Origin of the sequence: Nocardia stercoris (genome assembly GCF_003696265.1) — a bacterium.
Lineage (GTDB): Bacteria > Actinomycetota > Actinomycetes > Mycobacteriales > Mycobacteriaceae > Nocardia > Nocardia stercoris.
Genome location: NZ_RFFH01000003.1, coordinates 510,176 through 525,988, shown reverse-complemented (window position 1 = coordinate 525,988; position 15,813 = coordinate 510,176). Strand labels below are relative to the sequence as shown.

Annotated in this window: 15 protein-coding genes; 9 read left to right on the top strand and 6 right to left on the bottom strand. The window is 64.9% G+C overall.

Annotated features, from left to right (window positions below; translation table 11 throughout):
• The first annotated feature begins 361 nt into the window (after positions 1-361).
• Positions 362-1,102, top strand: a complete 741-nt coding sequence (locus EBN03_RS10800; RefSeq protein ID WP_147471525.1) for a HEAT repeat domain-containing protein — start codon at positions 362-364, stop codon at positions 1,100-1,102.
• Between the two features lie 233 nt (positions 1,103-1,335).
• On the top strand, positions 1,336-1,950 hold the full coding sequence (locus EBN03_RS33660; protein ID WP_147471524.1) for a hypothetical protein: 615 nt from the start codon (positions 1,336-1,338) through the stop codon (positions 1,948-1,950).
• 226 nt (positions 1,951-2,176) lie between these two features.
• Here the strand turns inward: EBN03_RS33660 and EBN03_RS10790 are convergent, their stop codons facing one another.
• Positions 2,177-3,424, bottom strand: a complete 1,248-nt coding sequence (locus tag EBN03_RS10790; RefSeq protein ID WP_122187781.1) for an SMI1/KNR4 family protein — start codon at positions 3,422-3,424, stop codon at positions 2,177-2,179.
• Positions 3,425-3,796: 372 nt separating this feature from the next.
• On the opposite strand from EBN03_RS10790, the gene EBN03_RS10785 reads away from it, so the two are divergent.
• Complete coding sequence (locus EBN03_RS10785) at positions 3,797-4,792, top strand: hypothetical protein (RefSeq protein WP_147471523.1); 996 nt, start codon at positions 3,797-3,799, stop codon at positions 4,790-4,792.
• 56 nt (positions 4,793-4,848) lie between these two features.
• Here the strand turns inward: EBN03_RS10785 and EBN03_RS10780 are convergent, their stop codons facing one another.
• Both EBN03_RS10780 and EBN03_RS10775 read right to left on the bottom strand, forming a co-directional pair.
• The gene (locus tag EBN03_RS10780; RefSeq protein ID WP_122187779.1) at positions 4,849-5,748 is read right to left on the bottom strand and encodes a phosphotransferase enzyme family protein; all 900 of its coding nucleotides are present in this window, start codon (positions 5,746-5,748) and stop codon (positions 4,849-4,851) included.
• Positions 5,745-7,187, bottom strand: coding sequence for a helix-turn-helix domain-containing protein (locus tag EBN03_RS10775; RefSeq protein WP_233608299.1), 1,443 nt, complete (start codon positions 7,185-7,187; stop codon positions 5,745-5,747). Before EBN03_RS10775 ends, EBN03_RS10780 begins: the two co-directional genes overlap by 4 nt.
• A gap of 197 nt (positions 7,188-7,384) precedes the next feature.
• Between EBN03_RS10775 and EBN03_RS10770 the strand changes: the two genes are divergently transcribed.
• Genes EBN03_RS10770 through EBN03_RS10760 form a run of 3 tightly spaced genes read left to right on the top strand, consistent with a single transcriptional unit; the run spans position 7,385 to position 9,875 of the window.
• Complete coding sequence (locus tag EBN03_RS10770; protein WP_122187778.1) at positions 7,385-8,065, top strand: adenylate kinase family protein; 681 nt, start codon at positions 7,385-7,387, stop codon at positions 8,063-8,065.
• The gene (locus EBN03_RS10765; protein ID WP_122187777.1) at positions 8,062-9,216 is read left to right on the top strand and encodes a radical SAM protein; all 1,155 of its coding nucleotides are present in this window, start codon (positions 8,062-8,064) and stop codon (positions 9,214-9,216) included. The genes EBN03_RS10770 and EBN03_RS10765 overlap by 4 nt, the downstream gene beginning before the upstream one ends.
• Before the next feature lie 5 nt (positions 9,217-9,221).
• Positions 9,222-9,875: a hypothetical protein gene (locus EBN03_RS10760; RefSeq protein ID WP_233608298.1), complete on the top strand. Its 654-nt coding sequence runs from the start codon at positions 9,222-9,224 to the stop codon at positions 9,873-9,875.
• A gap of 170 nt (positions 9,876-10,045) precedes the next feature.
• Here EBN03_RS10760 and EBN03_RS10755 read toward each other — a convergent pair whose 3' ends face one another.
• The 3 genes from EBN03_RS10755 to EBN03_RS10745 are packed head-to-tail and all read right to left on the bottom strand — an operon-like array spanning position 10,046 to position 12,234.
• A complete protein-coding gene (locus tag EBN03_RS10755) occupies positions 10,046-10,777 on the bottom strand; it encodes a hypothetical protein (RefSeq protein ID WP_122187776.1) in 732 nt (243 codons plus the stop codon).
• A gap of 54 nt (positions 10,778-10,831) precedes the next feature.
• Entirely contained in the window at positions 10,832-11,764 is a 933-nt protein-coding gene (locus EBN03_RS10750) for a carbohydrate kinase family protein (protein WP_122187775.1), read from the bottom strand.
• Between the two features lie 2 nt (positions 11,765-11,766).
• A complete protein-coding gene (locus tag EBN03_RS10745; protein ID WP_122187774.1) occupies positions 11,767-12,234 on the bottom strand; it encodes an NUDIX hydrolase in 468 nt (155 codons plus the stop codon).
• 215 nt (positions 12,235-12,449) lie between these two features.
• On the opposite strand from EBN03_RS10745, the gene EBN03_RS10740 reads away from it, so the two are divergent.
• The 3 genes from EBN03_RS10740 to EBN03_RS10730 all read left to right on the top strand — a co-directional run bounded on the left by EBN03_RS10740 (position 12,450) and on the right by EBN03_RS10730 (position 15,604).
• Entirely contained in the window at positions 12,450-12,644 is a 195-nt protein-coding gene (locus EBN03_RS10740) for a hypothetical protein (protein ID WP_147471522.1), read from the top strand.
• A 453-nt stretch (positions 12,645-13,097) separates the two neighbouring features.
• Positions 13,098-13,433, top strand: coding sequence for a hypothetical protein (locus EBN03_RS33655; RefSeq protein ID WP_147471521.1), 336 nt, complete (start codon positions 13,098-13,100; stop codon positions 13,431-13,433).
• Positions 13,430-15,604 (top strand): recombinase family protein, encoded by a 2,175-nt coding sequence (locus EBN03_RS10730; protein ID WP_122187771.1) that lies wholly within the window; start codon positions 13,430-13,432, stop codon positions 15,602-15,604. Before EBN03_RS33655 ends, EBN03_RS10730 begins: the two co-directional genes overlap by 4 nt.
• Positions 15,605-15,813: the final 209 nt, after the last annotated feature.

Sequence of the window (15,813 nt, the reverse complement as noted above, 5' to 3'; positions counted from 1 at the left end):
GCCCATACTCCCACGCCGCGAGGGGTGGCACACCGTCCAGTGGCATAGGCCAGCACAGTGGGGTCGGTGCCCGAGATCGACGAGGTAACACCGAAATCCGGCCGAGCCGACAGGGTCCGACCGACCACGTACCCCGCCGAGTCGGCGGATCCGTGACACTCGGATATTCGGCGGCGTCACGGGGGAAGTGGAGTTCGGTGTCCGAGCACCAGCTGACCCGCGGTCATCTCCGCCGCTGGCCTTCGGACACCGTCACCTAGGGCGGCGGGCCGCCACTCCGGAATGGGAGCCGACTCCAAACGACTTCGGCCTGAACAACATCGGCACCAGCTGACAACAGCGATCTGTACGGTATCGCTACATGGCGGAAACCGACGCACCTCGCCCGATGACACACGGACAGCTGGTCGCCAAGGTACTCAACGACCCAGCCATCCGTGCGGCGGTCGAAAGCAGACCGGCGGCCGCCGAAGCGAAACGCAGGTACGACGAGTCGGCAGTCGGAATTCTCGCTGATCTCACCGTCCTCGGCTTCCACGTCGAGTCGGTCCAAGACCTGTACCAGCGACGCATGGACTATCGCTCCGCCGTACCCGTCCTGCTCGACTGGCTGCCCCGCGTGGACTACATGCCACTCTTCGAGTCCATCGTGTCCGCGCTGGCGTTCGTCGGTCCCGCCAAGAAGCAGAGACAGCAGATCTTCCTCCAGTACTTCCGCAACCCGACCTGGCCAGGCGACCCTCAGACCCCGCCCGGACAGCGAACAATCAGTGAGCGGATCCGATTTGCAGTAGCCGAAGGGCTCCACCGAACCGCAGGACCCGCTATCGCCGACGACCTGATCGACCTCGCCCTGAACCGCAGCTACGGCGAGACACGTGCAGCGATCATTCTGGGCCTACCCAAGACCCGGGACGACCGCGTCCCCACCATTCTGATCACTGTGCTCAACGATCCGACCGTCCGGACCTACGCCGTCAAAGTACTTGGGCAGATGAGATACGAACCTGCCCGACAAGTCATCACCGCAATGGCCGACCTGCCCGACCGAAACCTCCGAGCTCACATACGGACGGCGCTCAAACGAATCGACCGAACCTGACCGATCAGTTCGCGGCCATCAGGCTCGTGATCAAGTCTTGCGGAATCGGCGGAATCGCAGATCAGGTGCCGGCCGTCGAACCGCCGCGCGACGGGTGCGCTTGGCTGGCAGTCCAGACGCGGTTGCCGCGCTCGCCCGCGCGGTCGTGCAAACCGCCTAAATCCAGGGCCCGCGGGCGGCCGGGCAGGAGGGGTGCTCGGCTTCTGTCGGACCGCTGCGGTTGACTGTGATCCATGCAACTGGCGATCAGACATAGCGGCGCCTGGATTCCGTGGGCAGAAAACAGCCCCTCCGCGAAATCCGAACACGAATCGGCGCTGCGGAGACACGTGAAATCGACAGGAACGGACCTGTCATCCGCGATCCGCGTCGCGGAACGTCTGGGCGGAACATCGTTCGGGCTGGGTGATGACCGCACCGTGACACCCAAGTCCGGAAAGACAGGGCTAGCTCGGGGACCGGTGTTCTGCGACTACCCGACCATCAAGGAAATGGCGATGGCGGTGGAGGAGGCGCGCTCCGGAGTCGTCGCCGTCTTGGAAGGCCCGCCCAGCATTATCAGGGTGCCCTTGGCGGGCTGGGCGGCGGCGGTCGGCGCGGTGGATGCCCTCACCGGCACCCCAGCAGAACCCGTGCCCGACGAAATCCGTTCACGGTTTGAACAACTCGCGCTTTACGGCAACAACGGCTACCACCGCGGAGCGGGCGAGAACGTCCAGGTAATGGTCCCGACTATCGCCCGCGAGATCCGCGAAGCTGGCTTCGACGATGACTTCATCGTCAGTTACCTGCTTGCGTACGGCCTCAGCGCCGACGACGTTGCCGGCCTCCGCAAGATGATCGGGTAAAGGCGGCACCGATTCAGTTCACCGCATCAGCCAAGGCTCGCACCACGATCTCGCGTCGCGGCGGGTCCTGGCCGGTTGCAATGGCGGAGACAAGATTTCGGCCCCGCTGGACTCGGTCGCAGGCAGCGGGCGGTGGGGTCGCAGCTCCAGGTCCAAACCGGTCAGTACCCGCGCGGCAAGCGGGGTTCGAGAGCCGACCGGGGAGCGTGGCAACCGCCAACATGCACTATGCATCGTTCAGGCCACGAAGGGTGGTCACCACCAGCCGAGCCCGGTCGGGGGTGATCACGTGGCGCAGGAGCGGATCGGTGAGCAGAACGACCGGGGCGATGCGGTTCGGGTTGCCGGAATGCCAGTGCGGCACAGCGGCTTCGATGACAGACCACGCCTCGTCCGCCCGGTCCAGTGCGACGAGCACACGGGCACGGTCCAGGGCCTGCTGGAAGGCCGGCGGTTCGGGCAGGGTAGGCGACACGTGGGCGGCGGCGCGCTCGAACCACTCGTTCCTGGATTCCTCGACCGACTTGGATTCCTGGACCGAAAAGCTCAGCTCGGGAACCAGCCGGGTGAGGTAGTCCCCACCCGCAATTCCGGCTCCCCGCCCGTACTGTTCGTGCTCCTCCACCGTCCGGCGCAGATACAGCGGGACAGCCTCGGCCAGTACCAGATCCGCACCGACCTCGGCGACGACATGATCGTGGCCGAGAACCTGGTTGCGGATCTCGTGGTGGACGGACCGCAGGTCCAGGAAGGCGCTCAGGATGGTCTTCAGGTACATACCTGCGCCCGCACCCTTGACCGCGGCGCGGGCGAAGCTGTCGATCGCCTGCTCGGCCTCACCCCGCAGTGCCTGCGCCCGACCCTGAGCGAGGAATTCCTCGACGCCCTCCGGGTGCACACCGCGGCCGTCATAGCCCGCGAGCTGCTCGAAGCTGGCGCGCTCGGCCAGCACCAGCTCGGCGAACGACGCATGCCGCTCGCCCAGACCGGGAATCCAGCTCGCCCAGAGGTACGCGGCCCATTCCTCGTTCTCGGATACGTCCTCCGGGTCGAGCAGCCAGTACTGCTCGTCGCCGTGTGCCGAGATCAGCAGTGCGCGTTCGAGTATCGCCTTCTCGGCGCCGTCGGAGAAGCCGTGCAGGCCCGCGTCCGTCTCGGTCTGCCAGGCGACTGTGCCGGCCGTGCGCATCTCCCACATGAACGAGCTCAGGTGCAACCAGCCATCGGAGGCACCCAGGAATGTGCGATAGCTGGGCGGGAGGCGGGTACCGAGCCGCTGCTCCAGTTCCGCCAGCTGCTCCGCGCTCGCGCCCTCGTAGCCCAGCCAGCCCGCGGCTCGCTGCTCATCGCTGACGCCGGATGGTTCTCCGTCCTCGGCAACGCGCAGGATGTCGGCGCTGTAGTCGGCCAGATAGGCGCGCCACTGCTCGACCGTGCGCGGGCCCGGCGCGGAAGATCCTTCAGCTGATCGCATTCTCGTTCACCTCACACTTGCCCGAGAACACCGCCGTCTCGCTCTGCCACCGTAGTCTTCCAGCCGGATACCAACGGGCCCATAGCCCAGTGATCCATCGGGTGACGTCGCCCGTGTCCGGCCATATGCACGTTGGCTGGACACACCGGTGCGTGTAGATGCTTGACCGGACCGGAAGCTGCTGCCAGTATCGGCGGCGGCCCATACGGGAGGGCCTTCTCCGGCACTGTGCCGCCCCACGGCAGTGCCGACTTGAGGGATGAAGAAGCGAACGCGCTCCACCCGGCACACTCGGCAGCACCCATCCGCACACGCGGGCCGCACAACGCGGCCCGCCGACCATGGCGGGCACCCAGGGCGGCGGTGCCCCGAATGGACCCTTCGATGGCTGCTCATGGACGCGTCACCGACGAAATTCGCGCCTACCGAACCTACACCGGCGAGTCCGCCCAAACGGCGCGGTGGATCCAACCCAGTCACCGCACGTCGATCCCGTCCGCTACCGGTGACCAGATGCGGTTGGAAGCCGAAATTCTCGACCACCTCACCTTTTCCCGGGAGTGGTCGCTGCACCCCTTTTCGATCTCGCGGGTCCGCCCGCAGCGCGATGCACTCGTTCTCGATGTGGACGAGCGCATCGCGGCATTCGGCGAGACCGACGACGCCGCGACCGATGTATTGCGCCGCTTGGTGCCGTCGGTGGATGCGGGAGATGGGTCGTTCGTCACCGGGGTGGCCGGGCTGCGGCTCGGGCTGATCCAGGGCCGCAGTCTGGAACTACGGATGGCCGATACCTCTGCTGTCGTCGTGCTGCGGTGCGCACCCCACGCACGCTGGCGCGCCTCAGTAGACACGGTCCACGCCGACCTACAGGAGTTGGGGCAACGCCCGCTGTGGGATGCCGGGGCGGGCGTGGGTGACATCGAGCGGGACTACATCGGCTGGCAGCTACGTTCGTTCCCGGAGTTCGGGTGGCTGGGTTCGGCGCTGCTGCGCCGCCTCTACCTGTTCCACAGCACGTCGCAGGCGTTCTATACCAAGGGCTGGTCCTCCTTTGGGCAGTTCAGGTTCGAACTGAACTCGACCACCACCGCCGGCGCCTACCATCGACGATTCGTCGACCGCCTCACCGACACCCGTCTCGGAATACCGCTCGTGGTCAAAGACATCGACTGCTATTGCGACAGTGCTGGATCCGCGCGATCAGCGACATGCTGGATCGAACTCGGACCACCATCAGGCCACAAGTCGATTCTTCAGCTCCGGTTCTGCCACAACCCACAACCCCGCACGATCGGGTTCCGGCCCGACTTCAAAAATCTCGACGCAGACCGCCGCTGGCTCGACCGTGTATTACCGCCAGCATGATCGCGTTTGGTCTCGCATTCCCAATCACGACAACACCCAGCGCATAGCGAGCGGTTTCACGCCAATGCCTGCCACTCACTCCACGGTCGGGGTCCGCGCGCCCCCTGGATCGACCTCAGTCGCAGCGCAGCCTGGGCCTGCCAGCGTGGTTGCACACTTGCCGTCTGCAGCGCCATCGTCGTCATACGGAACTCCCGAATATCGCGAAGTAGTTCGAATCCCGGCCATGCCGTCACATCGTGGCCGTAGGTGGTGGAAAACCTTTGGTAGTCCACTTCGGTTATCCAGCCGAAGGACAACCACTTGATCGCCGTGTGCACCAGATCCCACTCGGGCGGACCGATCGACGTCCGTTCGAGGTCGAGCAGGATGACCTGCCCGGTATCAGTTGCGACGACGTTACCGACCCACGCATCGCCATGGATCACACACCAGGGCAGTCCTTCCGGCAGCTCGGTCCACCGTTGCTGTAACTCCGTCAGATGACGGTACATCCAGCGGCGGTCGTCGTCGGAAAGCACAGTCGCAGCGCCGATTCGCTCGTCCAGCCTCACAAACGGCGAAACCTCGCCGAGCGTGAAGCTCGTTGGCGGTGCCACCGTATGCAACCGCTTGAGGACCGCCGCGACTTCGGACGAGGTGCCGTGCCGATGCGGCGGCAGCTCCTTCCAGAAGGTCACCGCCCGGTCGTCTACGACAACAGGCTGCTCGCGGCCCGAAATCAGCTGCACCGCAGGGATGCTGGACATCTCCAGCCAGCGGGAGACGTCGACTTCACGTTGCGCGGCGGTTCGCTGCCCGGGTCGGCTGATACGAGCGATGACACCTCCGGGCAATCGATAGATCGCGTTCTCACCCAGACGCAGCAGTTCGGAACGGGCGCAATCGAGACCGACTCTTCCGCAGGCCGTTTCCAGGATGGACTTGGTGTCGGGGTCGTGGAGATCAGGACTCACACGCCCGCCACTGTCGTCTGGATCTGGTCGTGCAGCTGCTCGACTTCGGTTGTGCCGCTGAACGGCTGTGACAGCCGGGCAAGCTCGCGCAGGTCGTCCGCAGCACGTCGTGATCGAACGTGTCCGGCATCAACGAGAGCTGACCGCCCGAAGGTGGCTGCTTCGAGCGGATCACCGGTGGCCATCGTGAGGGAGGCCAGTTTGATCCCTGAAATGGCGCGGGAGCGGACATACGCCTCGGTGTGTCCGTCGATCGCTGTCTGAAACCGGGCACGGGCCTCGCCGACAAAGTGGCCATCGATCGCCAGGTCGAACAGGGCATGCCCGGTGTCGCCTGCATGTTGGGCTGCGTCGTAGTACGCCATCCACGGCGGGTCGTTGCTGGGCGTGGCGTTGGAGAATTCCTCGTCGGCCTGGCCGATCGCGGCGACAGCCTCTTCGGTGCGGTGCAGTTTGGCGAGCGCTCGTGCCCGTGCGGCGTGGAGCATCGCGCGTTCGGTCGGGGCCAGGCGATCGGATCGGACCATGGCCAGTTCGACGAAGGTCAATCCTTCATCGGGGCTGCCGCACCAGATGGCTTGGCGCGCCATCGAGGACAGCACTTTGCCGCGGAGGTGCCAGTCGCCGGCGTCTTCGGCGCAGGTCCAGGCCAACCGGAACATGCTGCGCGCGTCGGCGTGGGCGTAGGCGTCGAAAGCCATGAATGCCGCTGTGTGGCCCAGGAATCCGACCGCGCTGCGTAATTCGGATCGATGCCGTTCGGAGCAGCGGGCATTGAGCAATCCGACGGCATAGCGCAACTGGGCACCGACTGCTTCACGAACGAGGCCACCGCCGTAGGTGTGGTCCCAGGTACTGAATTCCCGCGCGGTGGTCTTGATCTGCTCGATCTCTGCCAGGCCGACCGTTTGTGGCACAGGGGTGGGCTCGACGCCGGCGAGCAGCTCGATCAGCGGTGCGGCGGCACTGGTGACGGTGACGCCGAGAGCCGCGCGAAGGAAGTCCTGGCGGTTCACATCACTCAGGGTAGCGGGCTCAGGGGCACGGAGTTTGAACCAGAGCAACTCCGACGGGATACGCAGGATTTCGGCCCAATTGCGGAGCTTGCTGAGGTTTTCCGGTGCTGGTCCCTTCTCGAGTCGGCTGAGCTGTGCCTGCGTGATCCCCAGCCAGCCCGCGACCCGTTCTTGCGGGATCGGCTGCCCGTGATAGGGATGCATCCGGTACGCGAGGATTACGCGACCGAGGTGCCAAGTGGCCAGCGCGTCGCGCATCTGGTCGACGTCCCAGAATCCAGGTGGCACCATCGGCGCACGGCTGACTTCGTCCCTGGCTGCGACCAGGCAGGAACCGCATAGCGCTCGAGCGTTGTAGTTACTCAGCCTGCTGCCGCAGCGGGCGCAGTACCGCTGCTGTTGTTGTCCAGGTCGTGCCTTCATGGCGGCTCCGGATCGTCCGGGGGTGCCCATACCCCACCCCGCGTGTGCCCTGGTGCGCGGACCGTAGCGCTGATCATCCTGGCCCGCAATACATTCCATGCATACCCCGTATTCGGCCGCGTCGTGGTGATTGCGGACCGAAAAACCAACCCTGGGTGCCGTACCCGAAACGGCCACATACGAAAGGGGTTGGTCGCGTGTTATCTCTCGTAGTTCCGATCTTCGGCCCGCCGGCCGCAGGCAAGACCACGCTGACGTTACAGCTGTCCAGAGCACCCGGCCGGCGGATCTTCCGGCTCCGCGAACACGTCCCGCAGGAGACGCTCGCCGCCACCGCATCCAGTCCCGAGCAGCTCGGGTGGATCGACGATTTCACCGTCGGCAATGCGGTCCGCCGATACTTCGCGGACATCACCACCGAACCGGACGTCCACACCGTGTTGCTCGACAACTTCCCCGGCAGCGGCATCCAGGTCGGTCAGCTTATGGCCGCGATCGAGACACTGTTCCCGGTCCCGCACGTGGAGGCCGTCGAGGTGATCACCGATGCCCGCACCCTGCGGCAGCGGGCACGCAACCGCAAGGTCTGCCACCACTGCGAACGCGACCCGATCCACGATCCCCGCCTTCCGGCCACGGCAACAGCGGTGGATCCGTGGACCTGTGCCGGATGCGGCGGATTGCTGCACCCGCGACGAGGTGACTCTCCACGCCTGTTCAAGGCACGGCTGCAGCGCTACCACCGGTCCGCCGAGGAGATCCGCGCGTGCCTGGCAGCAGCGGAGATCCCGCTCAGTCAACTCGACACCACCAACACCATCGACGGGGCAGCGGAACTGCTTGCCCCGCTGCTTATTTCACGGAGTCCAGCACAATGACCAGTACCGACCTTCCCATGCCCGCACTGGCAGCGAAGCGAGACAGCGGCGACAGTTACGGCCACGCCCGGATGCCGCGAGGCTTCACCATGCCGACGCCCGAGCGGATCGACCGGGTAGCTTATGGCCGCTTCCGCAACGTCTACCTCTACATCACCGAGGCGTGCCAACTCCGTTGCGAGCACTGCTACATGGGCGAACGGCTCGAGCGGGCACTGAAGATGCCGATCGGCAAGATCGCGGACACCCTCACCACTTGGCGAAAGCTGGGTGGCAGCAAGCTCACCATCCTGGGCGGTGAACCGACCCTGCACCCGCACTACTGCGAGGTGATCCGGCTTGCGCGCCAGCTGGGCTACGAGCACGTCATCACCACGACGAACTCGCAAAAGCCAGCGCTGCGGCGCTTCCGGCAGCTCTCCCCGGAGGACTTCGCCTACGTGCAGGTGAGCCTCGATGGCGGCAGTGCGGAAACGCACGACGCTGTGCGCGGAGCGGGCACTTTCGACGCGGCGATGGAGACCACGAAGGAGCTGTGCGAGCGGGGTTTCGACACCCGGATCATCTGCACGGTGAACAAGGCGAACGAACCGGATGTGCTGCGGCTGCTGGACATCGCCGACGAGTTGGGCGCGAACCTGGTGAAGTTCCACGTCTTCTCGACCATCGGTACCGGACACGGCAACGCCGAGATGGCGATGAATCCGCTCGAGTGGGTGAACTTCTGCGACCGGCTGAGTGTCGTTGCACCCGAACACAAAACGCGTGTCTGGTATCAGCCGACCTACGCGCGGCGAGATCAGATGCAGCGCTATACCGCCGAGGGCTACCAGGGGTGTATCGGCCGGACGCTGGACCGGATCTCGATCTTCCCCGACGGCCGCTGCTACGTGTGCTCATACCTGTTCGACACCGACTTCTACTTCGCGCAGATGGTCGACGGGCAGGTGCAACTCAACCACGGGGCCAACGAGTTCGAGCTGTTCACCAGCGTCCTTGCCGAAAGCTCTTGCGGCGGCTGCAAAGTCGGCAGCTGCATGGGTGGCTGCCCGGCCGAGGAGGTGGTGCTCGGCGGCTCCTCCTGCGCGGCCTACGAGGACATCGTGCCCGTCTGCCGGTTGTGGAAGTCCAGTGCGAAGCCGGAGGACTGACCGTGATGGATGAGATGGACCGGATCGCCGGCGAGCTGACCTGGATCGACTGGAACGACATCGACGAAGTCGAAACGAAATGCCGCTCAGCCCTGGATATGTTGGCAACCGATCCGGCCGCAATCCGGCAGCGCCTGCTCGACCTGCCGAACCGGCCGGACCTGATGAAACTCTGCGAGCACTACGACATCCTGGACAAGGTTGTGCTGCACAACGACACCTACACCGGGGTCCGGATCCGGTTGCACATCTTCCTGCCCGGGTACTTCGACCGCCCGCACAACCACCGCTGGAGCTACGCCAGCCGGATCCTGCGGGGCCACTACCGCCACTACCTGTTCGGCAACACCGAACTCGATGAGCAGGTGGAACCCGCCAAGCTACCGGTACTGCATGTTCGAGAGGAACCGGTCGGCACAACCTACGCGCTGCACCACTCCATGGTTCATGCCGTGGTGGCTGAGCCCTATAGCGCGAGCTTGGTGGTCCGCGGGCCGGCGGTGAAAGACAAGTTCTTGGTCATGGACCGCCAAACCGGCGAAGCATGGTGGCAGTACGGAGCGAACAGCGAACCCGAGATCGACGCCAAGCGAAAAGCGATGACCCGGGCCCGGTTCGCCGAGGTTACGGGGTGGATGCAGGAGTGGGGGTTGTTCTAGGGAAAAGCACAATGCCCCTCAGTCATTTGGCCGAGGGGCACTGTCGTCTGCCAAGGTGATGGGACCACCATGTCGCCAGTCGCGGAACCACCGACTGCAGGCCCTGCATCGAGCGAACACGTTCCAGATCCACCCGGTTGGACCCGGCTGCGGCGACTCCGGCGGATGGCTCACCTACGACCAGGTCGGAGTCTCTGCCACTGACTCCCGGCGATCGCGGGTGGCTCTGCCAGTGGGCCACCCCTCCGCGCATGCCAGCTGGCCTGCCACTGGTGCGGAGGCCGGGCCAGAATCTCGCACGCTGCGCGGGCAATCTCCTCAGGACTGCGATCGCAGGGCGCGATGTCGACGAAAACCTGATAGTCCTCACCGATGCCCAGACAGATCTCGAACACACTGCGGCGATCGCTGACCCAGCTGGGCGTGAGCCCGTAGGCGCGTAGATGAGCACGGTCGACACCGGTCAACACCAGCCGCCCTGCCGTGCGGCCCGGGGTCTCCCACGAGTAATCGGCCGCCATCCGCACGACCTCGCGATCGTAGTCCTCGGCCACGAACACAGCCGCACGATCCATCGGAGCTTCCCGCAACGACCATTGCCACCGCACCACATCACCATCGCGAGTAATGGTGACATCAGTTGCCCCGCAACCATATTCACCACAGGAGCACCGTGCGATGGGAACGGTGTGTGGCTGCTGTCCGGCGATCAGACGGTTGGTCGGCACCAGCAGGTCGTAGGGATCCATGCCCGCACCCGCACCGCGGGCGGTCATCTCCACCTCGTTGACATAGACCCGCACCATGAACAGTTCACGCACATACGCGTCGGGCCTTCTCTCGACCTGTAGCCGAAATGAATCGAACCCTGTTGCTGCACTGTCGGTCTGCTCGATCTCCACCCCCGCTATCGTGGCAGACGACAGGCATCGGTGCGCTTGCCCAGCCGCTGGTTCTCAAGCCGAATCGCGAAAGCCCTCGGTCGACAATGCCTCGATGACAGCCAGCAGCTCGTCCAGACTCGGCAGCGGCGAGTCCTGCGGCCGCGCACACCGCAACGCCCCGCTCGCGGAACCGAGCAACATGCTCTGTGCCATGGTCCACCCGCCGCGCAGGCCGTAAAGCAGTCCTGCCGAGTAGGCCGCGCCGGCGCAGTGAGTGTGGCGAACCTCCATCCGAACTGCCGGTACCGAAACTTCGACAGTCCGGCTTACCGCTACGGACCCCTCCGCTCCGGCGGTGACGATCACCCAAGCAGCATCGGCCGTATTGAGAAGGTCCGCGGCCACGACCGACGCACTGCCGTACTCGTCATCATCGACGTTGGTCTGGATCAGCAGCTTCGGATAGCCCGTCACGGTCTGTCGTACCGGCTCGGAGAGCGCGCTCCCTCCAAGGTTCAGCAGCAGTGGCACATTCGCGGCCTTGCCCGCGCGGATTGCCTCCAGCACGGCCGAGCCGAGGACATCGTAGGCCTCGACGTACAACCAGGATGCTCCAGCGATGGAGGACAGGTCGGCACGCGTCAGGTTGTCCGCGATGCCGGGTAGATGAGCGAACCACGTTCGGGTGTGGAGATCATCAGCGGCCACCACGATGCGGGGTGTCTGGATGCCTGATTGTGGTGTGTGGGTTGTTAGATGACGCTCGGCCAGCCAGTCATGGACGAATTGGCCAGGCGCGTCGTCTCCGATCTCGTTGGAGATCATGCGAACCGGCGCTCCCATCGAGGCGAGCGCCGCTGCGGTCATCGGTCCGTCGGCGGCGATGGACCGCTCCATACCCAAGATCGGTGCCCCGTGATTGGCCTGCGGAAACTGGGGCACCGTCCAGAGTTCCGCCAGCGCCAGATAGCTGACGCACACCACCGGGCCGGGCGGATTGTGCATCGCTACCAGCCGAATACCGAGAACGGTCTGCCTGCACTGATGTTGGCCATCGCGTCGCGGCAGTAGTCGATCATGTTGTCCGGGAGGCTCTCGGTCGGGAACCATTGCAGCTCAGAGCATTTGTCGGGTTCGCGGTTCTCCAGATCTCCTTGCCAGGTACGCACGGTGAAGAAGAAGGCCATACGGCCGCCGGACCCCGAGTTGTGCATGATGTGGGCGAACTGGACGTCAGTGGGATCGATGCTGATCCCGATCTCCTCCTCAGCCTCTCGGATCACCGCGTCGATAACCGATTCCCCGGCCTCGAGGTGGCCGGCGGGCAGGTGCCACGCGCCGTCGGCGAAGCCGGTGTTGCGGCGTTGCCCGAACAGCACCTCCCCACCGCGACGCAGGACGAGATGGACGTCGCCGGTCACCTTGTGACGCTCGGGTTTGGCGATAGCTGTTGCGACGGAAACTGTCTCGGTCATGGAGCAAAGATCCCTTCTGTCACGGATGGTTGCCGTGCCCAACGCAGCGCGAAGACTGCTGGCGCGCAAAGCGTATGGCGGCACGCTGCCTGCGAATATGCGCCGGACGTATACGCGCCTCGGCACACCGACATATCGGGCGGCCCGCACCGATCGCACCCTGTCACCACCGCGCAACCGCACGGGACCAGCCAATCGGCGAGGGAGACAAGGCAATGCGAAGACGGGTGCGCCACATCCACATCGAGTCCGGAGCGTTGCGCCTGGACTACCAGGCGACGGCCGAGCAGGCCCAGAACGTCGCGGACGAATTAGGCAGGAACTATGCGGAATTCGATCTCCAGGTCAGGATCGATGACGAGGTCCACGACGGGCTTCCCGCCTTGCCATGCGCTGAGCTGTGGGAGTGAAAGCGGAAGTCGTTCCCTTGCATCACAGCTCGCACCGAGATACATCCCCACCGGTAAGCAGGGCGCGAGAGCCGTTCGAGCTCTTGGTGCGGTGGCACTCGCGACACACCAACCAGTCTCCGCACCCCGGACCAGGCTCTGACCAGCGCAAATCAGAAGGGCTGGAGAAAGTTCCGAGAAAGGGGTTTACAGACCCCGCGACCAGAGGTACGCTGCCAAGACCCGCTATGTCGATCGAAGCCTACGAATCACCCAGTGTACGTTGATGATTCCTACAGTATGCCGCCAGTGAAGGTCCGTCAAGCTGGCACCGCAACCGAACCACCACGTGATCGCCAGCCCGACAGGCACCGAGGAGTCGAAGCAGCACACAGGGAACCGGAGACAACCGCAACCGACGCTCGCGACATCCCCGCGACGAGCGGGTATCGCGAGCGGACTGGAAAGGTATCCATGCGCACACCTGGCACCACTCCCGAAAGCACCGATAACTCCGACGAAAATCCGAACGCCATAGTGATTCCACTACGGCGTAGAACAATCTCGAACGGCCATTCCGATAACAGTGAAAATCTTCAAGAAACCAGCCTTGAGCAGCCGGTTTGGCAGTATGTTCAGCACAGGAAGCGCGTCGGCGATCGACGCTACACTGGCCACATCAAATATGTTCACGGCGCCCGTTCCGAACAATTGCGCGGCGAACTCGCCGACGCAATCCAGCAATTGTTGGAGTGGGCGGTGCAACAACAATCCGATGATCACCACAGGCAGGATGGTGCCGCCGCATGACCACCGACGACCCGCCGATCAACCCGCCCGCCCCCGCACCGACCCTCCGGTCCGCATCTCGGTCGGCGTCTGTGCCGGTCTCGGGGCCGTCGGGGTTGTCCGACTACGCGGTGTCCCCGCTGGGGATGCCGGTCTCGGTGTTGCGGGACGAGGTCCGAGTAGCGTTCCTCGGGCGCACCTCCACCGAGGACCAGCAGGATCCGCGGCAGTCCATCATCCGGCAACTGGGCAACAGCAGAACAGTGATCCCCGAATCGTGGGTCATCGTCGCGCACTACTACGACATCGAGTCCGGCCGCATGGAACTCGACGCCCGGGGCCACGGGACCGACTACGAGCGGTTCGACATCCCGATCGCGCGCGACGGCGGAGTTGCCGACCTGCTGGACGAGGCATCGCAGCCCGGCCGCCGATTCGACGTCGTGATCTGCGAATCGGTCTCACGCGTGGCCCGGCGCGCCTTCGAGGGCCTTACGATCGAACGCGAACTCGAACGGGCCGAAGTACCACTGTTCGCGGCCAACGAACCGATCACCTTGTCCGGCAGCCGTGCCCAGCGAATTCTCCAACGCCGGATCAACCAATCCGTCGCCGAATACGAAGTCCTCAACACCCTCGAACAATCCTGGGGCGGGCTGTGCACGCACGTGCGCGAGGGCTGGAACATCGGCAAGCCGCCCTACGGGTACAAGGCCAAGGCCTACCGGCATCCGAACCCGACCAAGGCAGCCAAGGGCCAGACCAAGAGCCGCCTGGAACCCGACGGGGCGTGCGGGGAAACGGTCACCCAGATCGCGCTGTGGCGCTACCACGAAGGGCTCGGTTACGACACCATCGCCGACCGGCTCAACACCGACCCCATGAAATATCCGCCGCCGATACCACCCGGACGGGAACGGGCCCGGGGTGCCTGGGGCAAGACGAGCGTGTTCGAGATCCTGAAGAACCCCAAATACACCGGGTACCAGGTGTTCAACCGGCGCGCGTCACGGTCGCGGCGGGGGAAGGTGAACGACCAGGTGAAGTGGGTGTGGTCCACCGAACCTGCACACGAACCGTTGATCCCGAAATGGATCTACGACGAACTCGCCGCCCGCCGACAAGCGCGGCGCGGTTCCCGCGACGGCAACAGCCGAAACACCCATCCCGCGACCCGCCGCACTTATGTGTTGCGCGGCATGGTGTTCTGCGGGTGCGGACGGCGCATGTTCGGCACCTACCGCCACGACAGCGGCTACTACATGTGCTATCCGCGCGGCAACAACCGGGGCCGCCCGGACAAATACGCCGACCATCCCAAAGCCCTCTACCTTCGCGAAGACGCCGTCCTCGACGCACTCACGCGTTTCTTCGCCGACAGGGTCTTCGGCCCGCACCGCCGCGATCTCCTCGCCGCCGACCTCGCCGGCATAGACGACCGAGCGGTACGGGAACGTCACGCCGAACAGGAACGACTCCAACGAGTCGTCGCCGACGTCACACGGCGGCAGAACTCGATCCTGCGGCAAGCCCAAGACGGAGACCCCGACGACCCCTTCACCAAGGGACTGCGCGGCACCTACAACAACCTCGACACCGAAAAGACCGCCGCGCTATCGGTCATCGCTCAACTCGACGCCGCCGACGACACCGAACCGCATCGACCCGGCACCGCCGACACCGAACTTCTCGACGCCCTGCCCTACCTGGCGCTCAACCTCCCCGCCGCGCCGGAACCGTTGCTACGCAAACTATTCGAGATCACCCAGCTCACCATCCGGCTGCACGACGACCGCGACCAGGTAACCATCACCATCACACTGCCCGCCGACCACATCCCCGACATCACCCACGCAGCGGAAAGGATCACCACCGTGAACACCACACAACCGACAGCCGCCCACACGGCACAAACAGGTTGTGTAGATCCACTACGTGCCCCCGGTGCGGCACGTACTGGATCTGCACGTAACCGTACCTGCCAGGAACTCCGGGTCTCCGCCACCGTTGACATCCTCCGGCGGTGTCGTGGAACGGCGACGATTACGGCTATTTCGCCGGTCGTGGCGACTGCAGTGCAGGGTGGCTGTTGCTGGAATACGTCCGTCGCTACGGCCCTCGGAGGCGGATCGGCCGATCAGCAGCGCGGACACAGTCACCGGAGGGCCGCTGAAGACGAGGAAGCCTCCTGACCGGGGCCATTTCCCGTCGATGACACGGGCGGCCAGCAGACCGGCGACCAACATCGCCACAGGGCTCACGGTCACAGCCCACCGGCTTCGGGGGACACGCAGCATGGCCGCGGCCAGCGCTCGCACACCCGGGCGGCCGTCCACGACCACTGTGAGCACGAAGGCAGCGATCGCCGGGCATTATGTGACGGCCAACCGCGTCCCGGCCG

Bases quoted from the DNA above. Each gene is read 5' to 3' on its own strand.
- EBN03_RS33655 (WP_147471521.1), top strand. From the start codon at position 13,098: ATGCGCACACCTGGCACCACTCCCGAAAGCACCGATAACTCCGACGAA.
- EBN03_RS10750 (WP_122187775.1), bottom strand. From the start codon at position 11,764: ATGCACAATCCGCCCGGCCCGGTGGTGTGCGTCAGCTATCTGGCGCTG.
- EBN03_RS10730 (WP_122187771.1), top strand. From the start codon at position 13,430: ATGACCACCGACGACCCGCCGATCAACCCGCCCGCCCCCGCACCGACC.
- EBN03_RS10800 (WP_147471525.1), top strand. From the start codon at position 362: ATGGCGGAAACCGACGCACCTCGCCCGATGACACACGGACAGCTGGTC.
- EBN03_RS10775 (WP_233608299.1), bottom strand. From the start codon at position 7,187: ATGAAGGCACGACCTGGACAACAACAGCAGCGGTACTGCGCCCGCTGC.
- EBN03_RS33660 (WP_147471524.1), top strand. From the start codon at position 1,336: ATGCAACTGGCGATCAGACATAGCGGCGCCTGGATTCCGTGGGCAGAA.
- EBN03_RS10745 (WP_122187774.1), bottom strand. From the start codon at position 12,234: ATGACCGAGACAGTTTCCGTCGCAACAGCTATCGCCAAACCCGAGCGT.
- EBN03_RS10765 (WP_122187777.1), top strand. From the start codon at position 8,062: ATGACCAGTACCGACCTTCCCATGCCCGCACTGGCAGCGAAGCGAGAC.
- EBN03_RS10740 (WP_147471522.1), top strand. From the start codon at position 12,450: ATGCGAAGACGGGTGCGCCACATCCACATCGAGTCCGGAGCGTTGCGC.
- EBN03_RS10760 (WP_233608298.1), top strand. From the start codon at position 9,222: ATGGATGAGATGGACCGGATCGCCGGCGAGCTGACCTGGATCGACTGG.
- EBN03_RS10790 (WP_122187781.1), bottom strand. From the start codon at position 3,424: ATGCGATCAGCTGAAGGATCTTCCGCGCCGGGCCCGCGCACGGTCGAG.
- EBN03_RS10785 (WP_147471523.1), top strand. From the start codon at position 3,797: ATGGACCCTTCGATGGCTGCTCATGGACGCGTCACCGACGAAATTCGC.